The organism is Lederbergia sp. NSJ-179, assembly GCF_022867885.1.
Classification (GTDB): Bacteria; Bacillota; Bacilli; order Bacillales; family Bacillaceae_C; genus Lederbergia.
The window spans coordinates 1-18,528 of the sequence record NZ_JALIFP010000006.1; the positions used below are offsets into that span (position 1 = coordinate 1).

16 protein-coding genes and 1 pseudogene are annotated in these 18,528 nt (G+C 40.3%); 16 read left to right on the top strand and 1 reads right to left on the bottom strand.

The features are described 5' to 3' along the window. The 8 genes and pseudogenes from MUB24_RS06405 to MUB24_RS06440 form a co-directional block, all read left to right on the top strand. Nucleotides 1-381 (top strand): annotated as a pseudogene (locus MUB24_RS06405) (DDE-type integrase/transposase/recombinase); the annotation flags it as partial. A gap of 402 nt (nucleotides 382-783) precedes the next feature. After that, complete coding sequence (locus tag MUB24_RS06410) at nucleotides 784-1,779, top strand: ABC transporter substrate-binding protein (protein ID WP_244702431.1); 996 nt, start codon at nucleotides 784-786, stop codon at nucleotides 1,777-1,779. After that, nucleotides 1,742-2,797 carry a FecCD family ABC transporter permease gene (locus MUB24_RS06415; protein ID WP_244702432.1) on the top strand — a complete coding sequence of 352 codons (1,056 nt, stop codon included), beginning with the start codon at nucleotides 1,742-1,744 and terminating at the stop codon, nucleotides 2,795-2,797. Before MUB24_RS06410 ends, MUB24_RS06415 begins: the two co-directional genes overlap by 38 nt. A gap of 3 nt (nucleotides 2,798-2,800) precedes the next feature. Beyond that, entirely contained in the window at nucleotides 2,801-3,601 is an 801-nt protein-coding gene (locus tag MUB24_RS06420; protein ID WP_244702434.1) for a heme ABC transporter ATP-binding protein, read from the top strand. Nucleotides 3,602-3,833: 232 nt separating this feature from the next. Next, nucleotides 3,834-5,948 (top strand): (Fe-S)-binding protein, encoded by a 2,115-nt coding sequence (locus MUB24_RS06425; RefSeq protein ID WP_244702436.1) that lies wholly within the window; start codon nucleotides 3,834-3,836, stop codon nucleotides 5,946-5,948. Between the two features lie 159 nt (nucleotides 5,949-6,107). Next, on the top strand, nucleotides 6,108-6,323 hold the full coding sequence (locus MUB24_RS06430; protein ID WP_244702438.1) for a hypothetical protein: 216 nt from the start codon (nucleotides 6,108-6,110) through the stop codon (nucleotides 6,321-6,323). 584 nt (nucleotides 6,324-6,907) lie between these two features. Beyond that, on the top strand, nucleotides 6,908-7,528 hold the full coding sequence (rpoE, locus tag MUB24_RS06435; RefSeq protein WP_280516894.1) for a DNA-directed RNA polymerase subunit delta: 621 nt from the start codon (nucleotides 6,908-6,910) through the stop codon (nucleotides 7,526-7,528). A gap of 182 nt (nucleotides 7,529-7,710) precedes the next feature. Then, nucleotides 7,711-9,312: a CTP synthase gene (locus tag MUB24_RS06440; RefSeq protein ID WP_244702440.1), complete on the top strand. Its 1,602-nt coding sequence runs from the start codon at nucleotides 7,711-7,713 to the stop codon at nucleotides 9,310-9,312. An 82-nt stretch (nucleotides 9,313-9,394) separates the two neighbouring features. Here the strand turns inward: MUB24_RS06440 and MUB24_RS06445 are convergent, their stop codons facing one another. Beyond that, the gene (locus tag MUB24_RS06445) at nucleotides 9,395-9,916 is read right to left on the bottom strand and encodes a DUF2529 domain-containing protein (RefSeq protein ID WP_244702442.1); all 522 of its coding nucleotides are present in this window, start codon (nucleotides 9,914-9,916) and stop codon (nucleotides 9,395-9,397) included. A 184-nt stretch (nucleotides 9,917-10,100) separates the two neighbouring features. Between MUB24_RS06445 and MUB24_RS06450 the strand changes: the two genes are divergently transcribed. The 8 genes from MUB24_RS06450 (at nucleotide 10,101) to prmC (ending at nucleotide 18,373) form a co-directional block, all read left to right on the top strand. Beyond that, nucleotides 10,101-10,469, top strand: coding sequence for a response regulator (locus tag MUB24_RS06450; protein WP_244702444.1), 369 nt, complete (start codon nucleotides 10,101-10,103; stop codon nucleotides 10,467-10,469). A 209-nt stretch (nucleotides 10,470-10,678) separates the two neighbouring features. Next, a complete protein-coding gene (gene fba, locus MUB24_RS06455) occupies nucleotides 10,679-11,542 on the top strand; it encodes a class II fructose-1,6-bisphosphate aldolase (protein WP_244702446.1) in 864 nt (287 codons plus the stop codon). A gap of 612 nt (nucleotides 11,543-12,154) precedes the next feature. Beyond that, on the top strand, nucleotides 12,155-13,435 hold the full coding sequence (locus MUB24_RS06460) for a UDP-N-acetylglucosamine 1-carboxyvinyltransferase (RefSeq protein WP_244702448.1): 1,281 nt from the start codon (nucleotides 12,155-12,157) through the stop codon (nucleotides 13,433-13,435). A 393-nt stretch (nucleotides 13,436-13,828) separates the two neighbouring features. After that, nucleotides 13,829-15,118, top strand: coding sequence for a transcription termination factor Rho (rho, locus tag MUB24_RS06465; RefSeq protein ID WP_244702450.1), 1,290 nt, complete (start codon nucleotides 13,829-13,831; stop codon nucleotides 15,116-15,118). Nucleotides 15,119-15,313: 195 nt separating this feature from the next. Then, nucleotides 15,314-15,520, top strand: coding sequence for a 50S ribosomal protein L31 (gene rpmE / locus MUB24_RS06470; protein WP_244702452.1), 207 nt, complete (start codon nucleotides 15,314-15,316; stop codon nucleotides 15,518-15,520). Nucleotides 15,521-15,623: 103 nt separating this feature from the next. Further along, nucleotides 15,624-16,244, top strand: a complete 621-nt coding sequence (locus MUB24_RS06475) for a thymidine kinase (RefSeq protein WP_244702454.1) — start codon at nucleotides 15,624-15,626, stop codon at nucleotides 16,242-16,244. Nucleotides 16,245-16,447: 203 nt separating this feature from the next. Continuing rightward, nucleotides 16,448-17,518, top strand: a complete 1,071-nt coding sequence (prfA, locus tag MUB24_RS06480) for a peptide chain release factor 1 (protein WP_244702456.1) — start codon at nucleotides 16,448-16,450, stop codon at nucleotides 17,516-17,518. Then, nucleotides 17,519-18,373, top strand: coding sequence for a peptide chain release factor N(5)-glutamine methyltransferase (gene prmC, locus MUB24_RS06485; protein ID WP_244702458.1), 855 nt, complete (start codon nucleotides 17,519-17,521; stop codon nucleotides 18,371-18,373). Nucleotides 18,374-18,528: the final 155 nt, after the last annotated feature.

The following is an 18,528-nucleotide window of genomic DNA, read 5'->3' on the forward strand; positions in this document are numbered from 1 at the left end:
GATGGAAATCCCATCTATCTTCTAGCTCAACATTTTTTCGCCCAACACGACATCCAGTTTGATGTCAAACAGGTGATTGGTCTGACAAATGAAGACCCTGTTTCAACCGAATTCAGGCCACTTAAACAAGTCATTGAGAGACTTAATCGTACATTTAAGGGAAACTATCGTTCTACACACGGCTTTGGTTCAGAACATGGTTCTGTTTCCTATGTCACCTTGTTTGTCGCTTATTTTAATTTTCTTAGGCCACATGCCTCTTTAGAGGGAAAGGTACCTGTTGTCAATCCATCCTTATCAGGTCTTCCTACAATGCCGGCACGGTGGACAAAACTGATCGAGTTAGCTCAACAATGGATCGTAAAACAGCGGTTAGCCTAACTTTTTGTTTAGCTGAGCCCTTGAATGATTTTTAAAAGCTAAATTAGCAATCGGCGAAGCGAACTCTTGACAAACCGAACTTGCCAATGGTTTAAAATGGGAAAAACCAAGGGCTTATTTGGCCTGCCTTCTTTTTGTCCCCTTCGCCCTTGTTAGTCTGAATTCAAACCATTGGCGTGTTTGTCAAGAGCGATTGCGGCAGCTTACCACCACATTTAGATCTTAGAGCTACTTTTGGGCTTTTGTTTTCATAGAATTTTTGACACTACCCTCCGTCTTATTATTCCCTTTTCTTTATGAAAAAGATGTCCATTTAGAAAAAAAGATGTATAATCTGGGTGAACCTAGTATTTGTGGAAAAAATATATATAAAACATACTTTTTTATATGGGAGAAGTTCAAATGAAGAAAAGGAATATCGCTGTAATAGGAATTTTTTTACTTGTTTTTACGTTATTGACTGGTTGCGGGGCTGATGCTAAACCGAAAACAGATCAAACAGAGGGAAGTAAAGATCAGGTAGCAGAGAATCAATTGACAGAAGCAGAAGCTAGTTTTCCCGTTACCATTAAGGATGCAACAGGGAAGGATGTAGAGATTAAACAAGAACCAAAACGGATTGTTTCCCTGATCCCAAGTAATACGGAAATTGTTTTTGCTTTAGAAAAAGGGAGTGACATGGTCGGAGCTTCTACCGAATATGATGATTATCCTGAAGAAGTCGCTCATCTCGAAAAAGTAGCGGCTGGCTTTGAACTAAATGTGGAAAAGGTACTTTCGCTTAAGCCGGACCTTGTTCTTGCCCATAGTTCTAGCTTACCAACATGGGAGAGTGGGTTAAAGCAAATAGAAGATAGTGGGGTAACGGTACTTGTAATAGAAGATGCGCAAAGCTTTGATTCTGTTTATCAAACGATTGAGACGATTGGAAAAGCACTTGGAAAGACGGATAAGGCTAGTGAAGTTGTAGCGGATATGCAAGCGAAATTAGCGGATATTAAAAAGAAGGCTAAAGAAATCTCAGAAGATCAGCAAAAAACAGTATTCGTTGAACTTCAACCTGCACCAAAAATATACACAATAGGTAAAGGGACATTTATGGATGAAATGTTAGATACGATTCAAGCGAAAAACGTTGTGGAAGAAGAAGGATATCCCATCTTAAATGAGGAAGCGATTATTAAAAGCAACCCAGATATCATCATTGTGAATTACAGCCATGTGGAAGATGCAGTTGATCAAGTGTTGCAGCGGACCGCTTGGAAAGACATAACCGCGATCAAAGAAAACCAAGTGTACCATGTGAACGAAGATCTTATTAGTCGTTCAGGTCCACGAATTATTGAAGGAGTAGAGGAGCTTGCCAAAGCGATTTATCCAGAAGTTTACGGGGAATAAGCCAGGCATTTCATATTGCCTTGCGATTGGCTTTTTGCTCATCACAGTTTTTCTAGGAGTAGGAGTTGGAACGGTGCAGGTTTCCTTCAAGGAGATGGTTGCTATTTTTGGCAATCATCTTCTTCCTCTTTCTTTTCAAACAGATCCAATGCTTGATAATATCGTGATCAATATTCGTCTACCACGTGTTGTTTTAGCGGGTCTTGTTGGTGCTTCGCTTGCTTTAGCAGGCGCAGCCTTCCAAGGTCTACTCAGGAATCCACTGGCAGACCCCTATACATTAGGCGTATCTTCGGGAGCTTCCGTAGGTGCTGTAATCGTTATATTTTTTCAACTTAGTTTTCCTATTATCGGCTTATTAACCTTACCAATCGCCAGTATCATAGCTGCTTTTATAACGATTTTTATTGTGTTATTTTTTGCACGGAAAATTGAACCCAGCATGAAAGTAGAAACGATTATTTTAACAGGAATTATTTTCAGTTCCTTTCTGGGAGCGTTCCTTTCCCTGATCATTGCTTTGTCTAATCAAGAGCTGCGAGAAATTATTGGCTGGTTGTTAGGAAGTGTCTCGATGCGTGGTTGGAATTACATTTGGATCATCCTTCCTTTTTTCTTGATCGGCAGCTTTCTATTAATGTTGAATACAAGAGAATTGAATGCTATGACATTTGGTGAGGAACGGGCGCAACACTTAGGAGTGAATGTGGAAAAACGTAAACAGCTCGTTCTAATAGCTGGTTCTCTTTTGACCGGAGCCGCCGTCGCTGTTTCAGGAACGATTGGTTTCGTTGGCTTGGTGATTCCGCATTTAACAAGATTATTATGGGGACCCGATCATACACATTTACTACCTTTGTCTACGGTGGTGGGGGGAGGTTTTTTGATCTTAGCCGATTTATTGGCTCGAACGATCATTCAGCCGGCAGAGCTTCCAATAGGTGTTATTACAGCTCTCATTGGCGCACCCGTTTTTGCGGGGATTTTAATGAGACGAAGATTGGAAAGTAGAGGATAAATCATGCTGCAAATCAAACAGATTTCGGGAGGTTATCCCGGTTTTCAAGTGTTACATGATCTTTCTTTTTCGGTAGAAAAGGGGGAGTTTTTTGGAATCATCGGTCCCAACGGAAGCGGGAAAACAACCTTATTAAAGATGATGAGTGGTTTACTGTCACCGAAAAAGGGGGATATTCTGCTTCAGGACAAGCCCCTCCGAAACTTTACTACAAAGGAGTTAGCTCAAAAATTGGCCGTGTTACCACAGGTTCAGTCAGAAGCCTTTGCCTTTACAGTGAAAGAGACGGTTGCATTAGGCCGTTATGCCCATCAAAAAGGCTTGTTTCAAACGAGAAGGGAAGAAGATGAGCAAATCATTGAAAAAGCCATGATCGCAACCGGCATCCAGCCTTTTCAAAACAAATTATTGCATACTCTTTCAGGTGGAGAACGGCAACGCGTTTTTCTTGCTCAAGCATTGGCACAAAAGCCGGAAATTTTACTGCTGGATGAACCGACAAATCATTTAGACCTTTCTTTTCAAAAAGAATTATTAGACAAGTTGAACAGATGGGTAAGAGAAAAAGGGCTGACGGTCATTTCCATTTTTCATGATTTAAATATTGCGAGCCTCTACTGTGACCGCTTGCTGTTAATGGATAAAGGAAGAATACATACAATTGGGAAAGTGGAAGACGTTATTCAAAAACAAACGATTCGAACCGTGTACCATATTGAGGTGGAAATATACAACCATCCAAAAATGCCAAAGCCACAAATAGCCTTACTTCCCAGTCCATTACAGATGAACCCATCTGACTGAATTTTTATCCCGTCCGGAATCGATTATCCCTGTTTGATAAAAGCAATCACTTCTCCTAAAATAGTAGGGTTGATTGCTTTTTGTCCATAAACTTGGAATAAAGTTAGCGAAAATCACATACATTCAATAGCAAACTAGTAGAAAATCTAGATTCATTTCATTCTACCTCTTGACTGAATGGCCATTCATTTTATATGATGGGTATAATAAGAAATTAAAGGGAGTGCTTGGAATGGGTCCATTATTTTGGCTCAATTGGATTGCTTTCCTCTCTGTAACCGCTTACTGTATCTATCTCTTTGTTTATGTTGTCAGAACACGGATTGCTTATATCAAGCTAGGAAAAAAGACAGAATTTGACCATGATATGAAACAGCGCCTTAAGAAAATTGGTGTCTATGTTTTTGGGCAAAAAAAACTTTTGAAAGATAAAAAAAGTGGTCTCATTCATGTCGTATTTTTTTACGGGTTTATTCTTGTGCAATTTGGGGCGATTGATTTTATTTGGAAAGGGCTTGTGCCCGGTTCTCATCTGCCGCTCGGTCCACTTTATCCTGGGTTTAAATTTTTTCAAGAAATGGTTACACTCCTTATTTTAATTGCCGTCATAGGCGCTTTTTACCGTCGATATATTGAAAAATTAGCCCGATTGAAACGTGGTTTTTATGCAGGCCTTGTTTTATTATTTATCGGAGGATTAATGCTCTCCGTATTGCTTGGGAATGGAATGTCCCTCGTCTGGAACAATGATCCTTTAGTATGGACGGAACCTGTTGCCTCTGGGATTGCGTTTGTTTTCCGATGGATGGATCCCATGGTAGCTGCTGGTTTATTTTATATTGCTTGGTGGGTTCATCTTTTCATTTTGCTTGCCTTTCTCGTCTATGTTCCCCAATCCAAGCATGCCCATTTAATTGCTGGGCCTGCAAATGTTTATTTGAATGCCCCAGACGAAGGAAAGAAGTTGGCACCAATTGATTTCGAGGATGAATCGCAAGAAACCTTTGGTGTCGGAAAAATCGATGAGTTTACCGATTTACAGCTAATCGACTTATATGCCTGTGTAGAATGTGGTCGCTGCACAAATATGTGCCCTGCATCGGGGACCGGAAAAACGTTATCCCCAATGGAGATTATGACTAAATTACGTGATCATTTAACAAATTATGGGGCAGCCGTGACAAGTAAAGAGCCTTGGGTGCCAACTTATGCTTTTTCTGGAACAATGGGAAACCAATTAGCAAAGGCTGGAGCGGGAAAAGGAACGAAGGAAGCGGCAGCCACAGTTGATTATCATCCAAGTATGATTGGCGATATCATTACAGAGGAAGAGTTGTGGGCCTGTACAACTTGCCGGAATTGTGAAGATCAATGTCCCGTTATGAATAATCATGTGAGCCATATTATCGATATGCGTCGTTATCTTGTGTTGACAGAGGGAAAAATGAATCCGGACGCCCAGCGTGCGATGCAAAATATTGAACGGCAGGGAAATCCTTGGGGATTGAATCGTAAGGAAAAGGAAAACTGGCGAGAAGCCCGCGCAGATATTCATATCCCAACCGTGAAGGAAATGAAAAAGGCTGGAGAGGATTTCGAATATTTACTTTGGGTCGGTTCGATGGGGGCGTTTGATAATCGCAGTCAAAAAATTGCCCTCTCCTTTGCGAAACTACTGAATGAAGCAGACGTGAAATTTGCGATTTTGGGTAACAAAGAAAAAAATTCCGGGGATACGCCACGTAGATTAGGAAATGAATTTTTATTTCAGGAATTGGCAACAGCCAATATAAAGGAATTTGAAAAACATCAGATTCAAAAGATTGTAACGATTGACCCACATGCCTATAATATTTTTAAAAATGAGTATCCTGATTTTGGCTTCCAAGCAGAAGTGTATCATCATACTGAACTACTTTATCAGCTCATTCAGGAAGGGCGATTACGACCAAAGTATAAAGTGGAGGGAAAAATTACCTACCATGATTCTTGTTATCTTGGCCGCTATAATGAGGTCTATGATCCTCCGCGTGAAATCTTAAAATCCATTCCCGGCATTACCTTGGTTGAAATGGACCGCAATCGAGAGAATGGCATGTGTTGTGGTGCTGGAGGCGGCTTGATGTGGATGGAGGAAGATCCAGAACAACGTGTGAATGTAGCTCGGACAGAACAAGCCTTAGCGGTAAGCCCATCCATTATTAGTTCAGGATGTCCCTATTGTTTAACCATGCTGTCAGATGGGACCAAAGCGAAAGAAGTGGAAGATAAAGTCGGTACCTATGATGTAGCTGAGTTATTGGAAAGATCCGTTTGTGGGAAACCAGAAAGTGAAAAGGTCTCATAAACAGGAATGGGTGCATCATACTCTAGAATAAATGAGAGGAAAATATCTTATAAATATGTAAAAATAGATAGGGATACACCTATCTATTTTTATTGTTTTAAGGGATTTCCAGTAAGGAATTGCAAATAAACAAACTTTCTTCAGACTGGATGTGGAAGTATGAAAATTGCACTCTATATGATTGTAAGTTGTTTAATCTTAGTTGCCAGCTACTTTCTTTACCAACAATCACTTGGCGCCATTCCATTCCTGATTGGTTCCATCTTTTTATTCTTTTTAGTCATCAAAATCAATGCTTCATCAAAGAAAGAGATAGGGAAAATACCACCAGAAGAAAGAAAACCCGACAAATCCAATAATTATTTAGAAAAATAGTAGCATAAATGAAATCAATTTGTTTATAATGAGAAAAGCGGAGGCGACTGATTAGCGACGTACAAATTTAAAGGCTTCTGACGAGATAAAGGAAACACGGCGAAGAATGAGCCGATGTTGACTTATCGTAGGAAGAAGCAGTAAATTTGCTAGTCGCTAGGAGCCGGAGCTGGACAGAGAAAAGCGGAGGCGACTGCTTAGGGGCGTACAAATTTGAAATAGAAGGATGAACAGCTAAATTCGCGCCGTCCTGGCGCAACGCTGTTCTGACCAACATCCTGTTGGCCCAAAGACTTTGCCGGAGGAAGGTTATTTACTGCGAGCCCCTAGGAGCCGGAGCTGGACAGAGAAAAGCGGAGGCGACTGATTAGCGACGACAGAAAATGTTCTTCCGGAGGAAAAGTCAATAGACTTTACCGGAGAAAGGTTATTTTCTGCTAGTCGCTAGGAGCCGGAGCTGGACAGAGAAAAGCGGAGGCGACTGATTAGCGACGACAGAAAATGTTCTTCCGGAGGAAAAGTCAATAGACTTTACCGGAGAAAGGTTATTTTCTGCTAGTCGCTAGGAGCCGGAGCTGGACAAAATGAGATCTGTATTTGGCTATTATAAGGAAGAGACTTACATATATAGAGTGAAAGGGAGCGAATTTTCAATGTTGCAACAATCAAAGGAAGAATTACAAGAAATGGCACTAATTGAGCTAGCTTTTCAAATTTTTAAGGAAAAAGGGGAAGCTATTTCATTCCAGGAATTATTGGATGAGATAGGCGCGAATCTGGGATTATCGAAGAATGAAATGCAAGAGAAAATGGTTCAATTCTATACGGATTTGAATATAGATGGAAGATTTATGACACTCGGTGAAAATCGATGGGGACTTCGGGAATGGTACCCAATGGATCAAATTGATGAGGAAGTTGTAATGCCGACTAAGACTAAAAAGAAAAAGAAATCGAAAAAGGCGCTCAAAGAAGAGGAAGAAGACTTGCTTGAAGATTTGGAAGAAGAAGAGCTTGACTATGACTTGGAGGATGATGAAGTACTCTTAGATGACGACGAAGAGGAAGATGAGGATGAAAGTCTTGAAGCTCTTCAGGAAGAAGAATTCGAGGACGAAGAAGAATTTGAAGAAGACCTGATTGATGAAGAAGAATATGATATCGATGAAGAAGAGGAAGAAGATGTAGAGGAAGAGGAAAAATAATTCACTTGACTTCCTAATAACGAATATGTAATATTTTATTTGGGCTCCTTGAAAAAGGACTGTTCAATAAACCAACACGCTCCCATTGCAATTGTAGCGGGGGCGTTTTTTATTTTTTTAAAAGGAAAAAAGTGCCTAACCCATGATTGTGGAAGAATAGAGAATCTAGAGGAGGAAGAATTGTGTCTAAATTTATTTTCATTACCGGCGGGGTTGTTTCATCTTTAGGGAAGGGAATTACCGCATCATCACTCGGTCGGCTTCTGAAAAATCGTGGTTTAAGTGTCACCATTCAGAAATTTGATCCATACATTAATGTGGACCCGGGAACGATGAGCCCTTATCAGCATGGAGAAGTGTTTGTGACAGAGGATGGAGCCGAAACAGATCTTGATCTTGGCCATTATGAACGTTTTATTGATATTAATCTAAATAGATATAGTAATGTAACAACAGGTAAAATCTATTCTGAAGTCATTAAGAAAGAACGACGTGGTGATTATTTGGGGGGGACCGTACAGGTTATTCCGCATATTACCAATGAAATTAAAGATCGTATTTATCGTGCGGCTGAAAAAACAAAAGCAGACGTTATTATTACCGAAATCGGTGGAACCGTTGGCGATATTGAATCGCTTCCTTTTTTAGAAGCGATTAGACAAATGAAATATGATGTCGGTCTTGAGAATGTGATGTACATTCATTGTACCCTTATTCCGTACCTGCAAGCAGCAGGCGAAATGAAAACAAAACCAACTCAGCATAGTGTAAAGGAACTTCATAGTTTGGGGATTCAGCCGAATATTCTTGTTGTCCGTACAGAAAGGCCAATTTCAGAAGAAGTGAAGGACAAGCTTGCTTTATTTTGTGATATCGAAAAAGGTTCTGTCATTGAAGGTCTAGATGAAAGTACCTTGTATTCCATTCCTTTATCTTATCAGGAACAAAAAATGGATCAAATTGTCTGTGATCACTTGAAATTAAATGGCGGTGAAGCAGATATGACGGAATGGAAGGAACTTGTTGAAAAGGTACAAAACCTAGAGCATACGACAACCATCGCCCTTGTAGGGAAATATGTCGAATTGCCAGACGCCTATATTTCTGTAGTAGAAGCATTGAAACACGCTGGATACTCATTCAATTCAGATATTGACATTAAATGGTTCAATTCAGAGTATATGACAACTGAAAATGTAGCAGAGAATCTAAAAGAGGTAGATGGAATCTTGGTTCCTGGTGGATTTGGAGATCGTGGGATTGATGGGAAAATAGTGGCGATCCAATACGCCCGTGAACAAAAGATTCCATTCCTCGGTATTTGCCTAGGCATGCAATTGGCTTCTGTGGAATATGCGCGCAATGTAGTAGGATTAGAAGAGGCTCATTCTGCAGAAATTCAACCAGAAACTAAGGATCCGATTATTGCCTTATTGCCTGATCAGGAAAGTGTAGCTGATCTTGGCGGGACTTTGCGTTTAGGTCAATACCCATGTAAATTAACACCTGGAACGAAAGCTCATGAAGCTTATGGTCAGGACATAATCGAAGAACGTCATCGTCATCGTTATGAATTCAATAATGCCTACCGGGAAAAAATGGCAGAGAATGGTTTTGTCTTTTCCGGTATTAGTCCAGATGGACGTCTCGTGGAAATTGTCGAATTAACCGATCATCCTTGGTTTGTCGCTTGCCAATTCCATCCGGAGTTCAAATCACGCCCAACACGTCCACACCCATTATTTTACGGTTTTATAGAAGCAGCGATGAAAACGAAAAAGTAATGAATCAAATAGAAAAGCCTGTTTAGATGAAAGATGATTCATCTGAACAGGCTTTTTTTTGAAATTGTGTTTCAATTATTTATCACTTATATTCCATAAGAATTTCATCCAAAACAAATTTAATCGAAGAATAAATGTAAAGAGCGGCTATCAAGGAAGGGAATCCCATCCGACTTCCGTCTTCGTTCGGAAGTAATGGTTTAAGTACATAAGTATTAATATGTACATCAGCTAAATCCGGAAGCTGTTTGGCTTCTGACTTTTTTATTCCTGAGATGGCTACGAAGGAGATCCCTTTTTTCTCAAGTTTTTCAGCCAGTTGAACAGCTTCCTGATCATCAGAAAAGCGTGTCATCAGTAAGACCCGATCCACTGTTTTTAGTTCCGATACGGATGGTAAAGGCTGTACATTTTGCAAAGGTTCTTGTCCATGGATGGCTTCAGAAATCACACCTTCCATTTCATCAAAACCTTTTATATAAATAGTGCCCTCACCTGCAGAGGCTTGTGCCAGCAACCTTGCTCCATCCTCAATGGAATCAGCCTCATGATCCATGATCCGGTTAAAAAGACCTAGTAACTGGGTCGTAAACATTTTTTGCATGAAAAATTACTCCTTTCATTATTTATTATAATGATGAAAAAAAGGAATACAAATGCGGAAAGATGGGTAATTATGAAGGACTAAGTAAAATTAAAATAGAATATTATCTAATGGTGCCTAATTTGTATCTTGTACCCTATTTTATTAGAAAACTTTTTTTATAAAAGATAGAGAGGGAGATAAGATGAAAGAGAAAGTTTTAATTGTCGATGATCAGTTTGGTATTCGTATTTTATTAAATGAGATTTTGCAAAAAGAAGGATATCAAATTTTTCAAGCAGCCAATGGACCTCAAGCGCTTGCTATTACAAAAGAACATGATCCCGACCTCGTATTATTAGACATGAAAATCCCTGGTATGAGTGGTCCAGAAATTTTAGCGGAAATGAAGAAGATCAATCCTGATATTGGTGTGATGATGATGACCGCTTATGGAGAACATGAACTGATTCAAAATGCCAAAAAACTGGGTGTACTTGCTCATTTCTCGAAACCATTTGATATTGAGGAAATTCGTAGTGCTGTAAAACAGTATATGTTAAAAGAAGGTTAGCAGAATCAGATTATGTAATATTCTTCCACTGATATAATAGTTGGTAATAAACAGGCGAATTTGGTATGATAAAAAAGGAAGAAAATTCAGCCTAGGATATCGTCCTAGGACAGTAATAGAGCTTGTTCAAAAAGGAGGATAAAAACCGGACTTTTTGACATCCTCTACAAGCACACCAGTGCGCAGTTTAAGCCAGAGGAGGAAGGGTAATGCCTTTAGTTTCAATGACAGACATGCTTAATAAAGCAAAAGAGGAAAAATATGCAGTAGGCCAATTTAACATTAATAACTTGGAGTTTACACAAGCAATCCTACAGGCGGCAGAAGAAGAAAATTCACCGGTCATTCTTGGAGTTTCAGAAGGTGCAGCGCGCTATATGGGTGGTTATAAGTTTGTTGTAAAAATGGTTGAATGCTTGATGGAGGAATATGGAACCACTGTCCCTGTTGCTATCCATCTTGACCATGGTTCTAGTTTTGAGGCGTGTGCAAAAGCGATTCATGCTGGATTTACCTCCGTTATGATAGATGGTTCCCATTTTCCACTTGAGGAAAACATTAGCTTGACCAATAAAGTAGTTGAAATAGCACATATGTTTGGGGTTTCTGTTGAAGCAGAACTTGGCCGTATCGGTGGACAAGAAGATGATTTGGTTGTTCAAGATGCAGAAGCAGCATATGCGATTCCTGAGGAATGTGATCGCCTTGTTCGTGAAACGGGAGTTGATTGCTTCGCTCCAGCATTGGGATCTGTTCATGGTCCATACAAAGGAGAACCAAATCTTGGTTTTGACCGTATGGAAGAAGTGATGAATTTGACAGGTATCCCACTTGTGCTACATGGTGGTACAGGCATTCCAACCAAAGATATTCAAAGAGCGATTTCTTTAGGAACGGCTAAAATTAATGTCAACACTGAAAACCAAATTTCTTCTGCAAAAACGGTACGTGAAGTTTTAGCAGAAAATCCAGATATGTATGATCCACGTAAATATCTTGGACCTGCACGTGAAACGATTAAAGAAACCGTTATTGGTAAAATGCGCGAATTTGGTTCTACTGGCAAAGCATAATTACTTTAAAAAATGAATAAATGGTGAAGGCCGCTCGTTCTTGGGCGGTTTTCGTTGTCTTTTATTTAAAGGTAAGAAAGTATAAAAATTGGCTAATGTTTGGATCTAGCTCCAGCGCCTAGCCCCTCGAGGTCAAATAACCTGAGACAATAAAAGTCAAAACCGGACTTTTCTTGTCTCAGAACATTTGCTTGTCGGGGCTGACCAAGGCGCTTGCGCTTTTCTTAGTTCCTACCTCTAATCATGTTCTACAGTATGAAGAAAAGTTTTAACCAACCCGAATTGTAGGCCCCATGTGCTCGTTTGATTACGTGCGTCATGTTAAAAAATACTATTTTTTTACATGTTCCGCTAAAATTCGTATATAATACTTTTTAATGAGGTATCAAGGCGCTTGCTCTTTTCATAATAAGATATGAAAGATAAAAATTGGCTAGTGGTGGATCTAGCTCCAGCGCCTAGCCCCTCGAGGTCAAATAACCTGAGCCAATAAAAGTCAAAACCGGACTTTTCTTGTCTCAGAACATTTGCTTGTCGGGGCTGATCAAGGCGCTTGCGCTTTTCATATAACCTAGTTTTTTGGAAATAAGTTCGTGAGAAAGGACGACTAAGATGGAAAAGCTTAAAATAGCGGGTGGCTATCCTTTAAAAGGTACGATCAAGGTAAGTGGAGCTAAAAATAGCGCCGTTGCTTTAATCCCTGCGACCCTCTTGGCTGAGTCGCCTGTAACAATCGAGGGCTTACCTAATATATCAGATGTGCATATTTTAAAGGCATTGTTAGAAGAAATTGGGGGAGACGTTGATTTTCATCAGGGAATTATGACAGTAGATCCGACCAAAATGATTTCTATGCCTTTGCCAAATGGGAAGGTCAAAAAATTAAGAGCCTCCTATTATATGATGGGTGCCATGCTAGGAAGATTCAAAAAAGCGGTCATCGGTCTTCCAGGTGGTTGCCATTTGGGACCACGTCCAATCGATCAGCATATTAAAGGATTTGAATCTCTAGGTGCGAAGGTAACCAATGAACAAGGAGCCATCTATTTACGAGCAGATGAGCTTCGTGGGTCACGGATTTATTTAGATGTAGTTAGTGTCGGGGCGACGATCAATATTATGTTGGCGGCTGTCAAGGCAAAGGGCAGGACGATTATTGAAAATGCGGCTAAAGAGCCAGAGATAATTGATGTGGCAACGCTACTTACAAATATGGGAGCCAAAATTAAAGGAGCGGGGACAGATGTGATCCGCATTGATGGTGTAGAAAACTTGAGTGGTTGCCGCCATACGATTATTCCTGACCGAATTGAAGCAGGTACATATATGATATTGGCTGCAGCAGCAGGAGAAGGAGTTCTCATAGACAATGTCATTCCCCATCATTTGGAATCATTAACAGCAAAATTAAGAGAAATGGATGTACACGTAGATGTAGGCGATGATCAAATTTTTATTGGTAAAGGAAACAGGTTTAAACCGATTGATATAAAAACACTTGTCTACCCTGGCTTCCCAACCGATTTACAACAACCATTTACCGTTCTATTATCTAAGGCGGAAGGTTCATCGATTGTAACGGATACGATCTATTCTGGACGTTTTAAACATATTGATGAATTAAGAAGAATGAATGCGAATATTAAAGTAGAAGGCAGTTCTGCTATTATAAATGGGCCATCTAAACTGCAAGGTGCAAAGGTAAAAGCATCTGATTTACGTGCAGGAGCTGCTTTAGTCATTGCTGGTTTGCTGGCGGAAGGCATAACAGAAGTAACAGGTCTTGACCATATCGATCGGGGCTATAGCGGGCTGGTCGAAAAATTGAATGGACTTGGTGCAACCATTTGGCGTGAAAAGATGACCGAGGAAGAAATGGAACAAATAAAGTGAAACTTCATTCCATGGGGGGAGGTCTGCGGGACGCATGTCATGGAGACGAAGACATGCGGACGTGGCGTCCTTAGCCGTTTATCCTCTGCTCATCCATTTGATCCTTACTTTTTGAACGTCCTCTAATAGAAAGGCAAAATATACTGTATAAAAATTAGTAAAGAGGGGGAGTCTTGTAATAAAAATAGACTTCCCTTTGCAAGTTTTCCCTTTTCCGTGTAATATAGAGACATCTTCAAAACTTCCTACTCTACATTTGTGTGTAACTTGTCATCCTTCCCGTATTTCAACAGGAGTATAATTTTTGATTGACTTGAATTAATAGTGGCGGATTTTGTTTTTTGTCTTTATTATTTTTAATATTTTTTGAAATTAAAAAAGTGTGGTGTCATGATGACGGATTTGAACATTTCTTTACTCGAAGATATGAAATTAAAAGAATTATATGAATTAGCCAAGGAATACAAAATCTCTTATTACAGTAAATTAACGAAAAAAGAATTAATTTTTTCTATTTTAAAGGCGCGCGCCGAACGAGAAGGATTTTTCTTTATGGAAGGCGTTTTGGAAATCATTCAGTCTGAGGGGTTCGGTTTTCTACGGCCGATTAATTACACAGCTAGCTCGGAAGATATTTATATTTCAGCTTCCCAGATTCGCCGCTTTGATTTAAGAAACGGGGATAAAGTCTCCGGTAAAGTTCGCCCTCCGAAAGAAAACGAACGATATTTTGGATTGCTTCATGTGGAAGCGGTCAATGGGGCAGATCCTGAAAGTTCGAAGGAACGGGTTCATTTCCCTGCGCTTACTCCACTTTATCCTGATCGCCAGATAAAATTGGAAACGACCCCAACCAATCTATCAACAAGAATTATGGATCTGGTTTCTCCTGTAGGCTTCGGACAAAGGGGGCTAATTGTTGCACCGCCAAAAGCAGGGAAAACAATGCTACTAAAATCAATCGCCAATTCTATTACAACCAATCATCCAGAAGCAGAGTTAATTGTCTTATTAATTGATGAACGTCCTGAAGAAGTTACCGATATTGAACGCTCTGTTGATGCTGATGTCGTAAGCTCTACATTTGATGAAGTACCCGAAAATCATATTAAAGTAGCAGAGCTTGTTTTAGAAAGAGCGATGCGACTTGTGGAACATCGGCGAGATGTCGTCATTCTAATGGATAGTATCACACGTTTGGCACGGGCTTATAATTTAGTAATCCCACCAAGTGGACGGACTCTCTCTGGAGGGATTGATCCAGCAGCTTTTCACCGTCCTAAGCGCTTCTTTGGTGCTGCCCGAAATATTGAAGAGGGTGGGAGCTTAACCATCTTAGCGACTGCGCTTGTGGATACAGGCTCACGGATGGACGATGTCATTTATGAAGAATTTAAAGGCACCGGCAATCTAGAGCTTCATCTCGATCGTTCTCTTGCAGAAAGAAGAATTTTCCCTGCTATCGACCTTCATCGATCTGGAACAAGGAAAGAAGAATTACTTATTCCGAAAGAGCAATTGGATAAACTCTGGAAACTGCGTAAAGCAATGGCAGATACTCCTGACTTCATGGATAAATTTATGCGTAAATTAAAAAAATCAAAAACAAATGAAGAATTCTTTAATATGTTAACGGAAGAATTAAAAGGTAGGACGAATGGAAGAACGGTTGTTCAATCTTAATCAAGCCAAATCGGCTCTTTTTCAAAAAAGGAAGAGGTTACCAATGAATCTTTTTCTGTCATTTCATTGCATTTTCTATTTACAGTTGGTATAATAGACATTGTGTTTTTATAGCATAATGCAAACGGTCTAGGTTGAGCATTATAGTTTAACTCTGTTTCAGCAAATGATTCAGGGCATAAGGAGCTGAAAAGAATGAAAGCAGGAATTCATCCAGAATATAAAAAAGTTATGGTGAAATGCGCATGTGGAAATGAATTTGAAAGTGGCTCTGTAAAAGATGAAGTACGTGTTGAAATTTGTTCAGAGTGTCATCCATTCTACACAGGCCGTCAAAAATTCGCTTCTGCAGACGGACGTATTGACCGATTTAATAAAAAATACGGCATGAAACAAAAGTAATTAACAAGCTAAGAAAAACAGGCAAGTACGGTTGCCTGTTTTTTTAATGTCTGAAATAGGGAAAGACTACTTAGAAACCGATTAAGGAAGGAGCCAGATTTTCATGGAAATAATGAAACAATCCGGATGGGTTGAGGTTATTTGCGGCAGCATGTTTTCAGGGAAATCCGAAGAGTTGATTCGCCGCGTTCGGAGAACGATTTTTGCGAATCAATCTGTCCTTGTGTTTAAACCGAAATTAGATGATCGTTATAGCATGAATGAGGTCGTATCCCATAATGGAACAGCTATAATGGCAGAACCTGTGAGATCCTCTATGGACATTTTACAAAGGATTGATCCAGAGATAGACGCTATTGCCATTGATGAAGCACAATTTTTTGATGCGGATTTGGTACATGTTGTTCAACAGCTTGCCAATCAAGGACATCGCATCATCATTGCAGGTTTGGATCAGGATTTTCGCGGTGAGCCATTTGGGCCGATGCCTGCGTTAATGGCGATTGCCGAACAGGTTACCAAGCTTCATGCAGTATGCGTCGTTTGTGGTTCACCAGCTAGTAGAACGCAACGGTTGATTAATGGGAAGCCCGCCTGCTATGAAGACCCGGTTATTCTGATAGGGGCTGCTGAAGCATATGAAGCACGCTGTCGGCATCATCATGAGGTTCCAACTGGAAAGAGCATACAAATCGCTTCTGAAAATTTCGATCCAGCCCATTAACGAGGAGGAAAGCGAAGGGAAGCTTATTTGATCAAGTGAGAAAACAAGATATTTCCTTATTCCTACATATCTCATAAATGAAATCGAGGCAACGAAACCTTGATTATCATCATTTTATCATTTTTCCATACAATGGTTTGCTCCTAAAGGAAGCCGACGGTATAATATAGTAACCATGGAAGCCAATTTTTGAGGTGAAGAGCATGTTTGACAAATTGCAATCTGTTGAGGAACGTTATGAAAAGTTAAATGAATTATTAAGTGATCCTGAAGTGGTCAGTGATGCGGATAAACTTAGAGAATATTCAAAGGAACAATCCAGCATTGCAGAAACGGTCGAGGTATACCGCAACTACAAGGAAGCGCAAAATGAATATCAAGACGCAAAAGAAATGTTGGATGAAAAACTTGACGATGATATGCGAGAGATGGTCAAAGAAGAGGTCAGTGAGCTTCAGGAAAAATTGGAGAGTTTAGAGGAACGCTTGAAAATCCTTCTTATTCCAAAAGATCCAAATGATGAAAAGAACGTGATTATGGAAATCCGTGGTGCGGCTGGCGGAGATGAGGCTGCCTTATTTGCCGGGGATTTATACCGGATGTACAGTCGGTATGCGGAGGCGCAAGGATGGAAAACAGATGTGATTGAATCCCATTCTACGGGTCTTGGTGGTTTTAAAGAAATCATTTTTATGATTACTGGAAATGGCGCTTTTTCGAAGCTTAAATACGAAAATGGGGCCCACCGAGTGCAACGGGTTCCTGAAACGGAATCAGGAGGACGAATTCATACTTCTACTGCAACAGTGGCCGTTCTTCCTGAGGCAGAAGAAGTGGAAGTGGATGTCCATGAAAAAGACATCCGCGTTGATACATTTGCTTCAAGTGGTCCAGGAGGGCAAAGTGTGAATACGACCATGTCGGCTGTTCGTTTAACACATATTCCAACAGGCATTGTCGTCTCCTGCCAAGACGAAAAATCACAAATAAAAAATAAAGAAAAAGCGATGAAGGTGTTACGAGCTCGTATTTATGATAAATTTCAGCAGGAAGCGCAAGCCGAATACGATGCTAACCGGAAATCAGCCGTGGGATCAGGTGATCGCTCTGAACGGATTCGCACCTATAATTTCCCGCAAAATCGGGTGACAGACCACCGAATTGGTCTAACCATTCAAAAACTGGACCAGATACTTGAGGGGAAACTTGATGAGATCATTGAGGCCTTGGTCATTGAAGATCAATCGAAAAAGCTTGAGAGTGTGGAAGAATAAATGTCGGAAAGAAAAGTATTTGAGGCCCTGAAATGGGCTTCTTCTTTTTTAAAAGAACAAAATAGGGATGAGAATGCAGGAGAATGGCTGCTTCATTGGATCTTGGGCATGGATAGATCCCAATTATTAGCGGAACAAAGAATGCTACTCTCAGATAAAGATTGGATTCGGTTTGAACGAGCTGTGAAGGAACATGCTTCTGGAAAACCCATTCAACACATTATCGGGTATGAGGAATTCTTTGGACGAAAGTTTATGGTCAATGAGCATGTTTTGATTCCACGCCCAGAAACCGAAGAACTCATTGAAGCTGTTTTACAAAGAATAAAAGGCCTTTTCCCGAAAAATAAGCCTTTAAAATTGGCGGATATTGGGACAGGCAGTGGGGCTATTGCGATTACAATGAAGCTAGAATGTCAGAATCTAGAAGTGATGGCAACAGATATTTCTCAAGCTGCTTTAAAAACGGCACAACAAAATGCCAAACAGCTTAAAGCAAACATCCAATTCCAACAAGGGGATTTACTAGAGCCACTAATGGAGAGGGAGGAAAAATGGGATATTATTCTGTCCAATCCCCCTTACATTCCAGATCATGATGTGCTAGATGATGTTGTGCAAGATCATGAACCCTCTCTTGCTTTATTTGGTGGTGCAGATGGGCTGGATTTTTACAGAAGATTCGCGATGGATTTGCCGAAGCTTGTCCCACAGCAGGCTCTCATTGCCTTTGAGATTGGGGCGGGGCAGGGGCATGCTGTCGCGGATTTGATGAAACAAGCCTTTCCGTCCGCTCAAATTGAAATTCTCTTGGATATCAATGGTAAGGATCGTATGGTCATCACTCAGATCTGAGGCCAACAGGATGTTGGTTAAAGCGGCGAAGACATGCAAACGTGGCGTCTTTAGCCGTTTATCCTCTGTTCATCCATTTGATTCTTACCTTCTGAACATCCCCTAAAAATATTTCCGTATGTATATGATTCTACCTTTCTGTCCATACTGCCTTT

Excerpts from the sequence above, each read along its gene's own strand:
- MUB24_RS06410 (WP_244702431.1), top strand. The coding sequence starts at position 784 with ATGAAGAAAAGGAATATCGCTGTAATAGGAATTTTTTTACTTGTTTTT.
- MUB24_RS06420 (WP_244702434.1), top strand. The coding sequence starts at position 2,801 with ATGCTGCAAATCAAACAGATTTCGGGAGGTTATCCCGGTTTTCAAGTG.
- MUB24_RS06425 (WP_244702436.1), top strand. The coding sequence starts at position 3,834 with ATGGGTCCATTATTTTGGCTCAATTGGATTGCTTTCCTCTCTGTAACC.
- MUB24_RS06430 (WP_244702438.1), top strand. The coding sequence starts at position 6,108 with ATGAAAATTGCACTCTATATGATTGTAAGTTGTTTAATCTTAGTTGCC.
- rpoE (WP_280516894.1), top strand. The coding sequence starts at position 6,908 with ATGAGATCTGTATTTGGCTATTATAAGGAAGAGACTTACATATATAGA.
- MUB24_RS06445 (WP_244702442.1), bottom strand. The coding sequence starts at position 9,916 with ATGCAAAAAATGTTTACGACCCAGTTACTAGGTCTTTTTAACCGGATC.
- MUB24_RS06450 (WP_244702444.1), top strand. The coding sequence starts at position 10,101 with ATGAAAGAGAAAGTTTTAATTGTCGATGATCAGTTTGGTATTCGTATT.
- fba (WP_244702446.1), top strand. The coding sequence starts at position 10,679 with ATGCCTTTAGTTTCAATGACAGACATGCTTAATAAAGCAAAAGAGGAA.
- MUB24_RS06460 (WP_244702448.1), top strand. The coding sequence starts at position 12,155 with ATGGAAAAGCTTAAAATAGCGGGTGGCTATCCTTTAAAAGGTACGATC.
- rho (WP_244702450.1), top strand. The coding sequence starts at position 13,829 with ATGACGGATTTGAACATTTCTTTACTCGAAGATATGAAATTAAAAGAA.
- rpmE (WP_244702452.1), top strand. The coding sequence starts at position 15,314 with ATGAAAGCAGGAATTCATCCAGAATATAAAAAAGTTATGGTGAAATGC.
- MUB24_RS06475 (WP_244702454.1), top strand. The coding sequence starts at position 15,624 with ATGGAAATAATGAAACAATCCGGATGGGTTGAGGTTATTTGCGGCAGC.
- prfA (WP_244702456.1), top strand. The coding sequence starts at position 16,448 with ATGTTTGACAAATTGCAATCTGTTGAGGAACGTTATGAAAAGTTAAAT.
- prmC (WP_244702458.1), top strand. The coding sequence starts at position 17,519 with ATGTCGGAAAGAAAAGTATTTGAGGCCCTGAAATGGGCTTCTTCTTTT.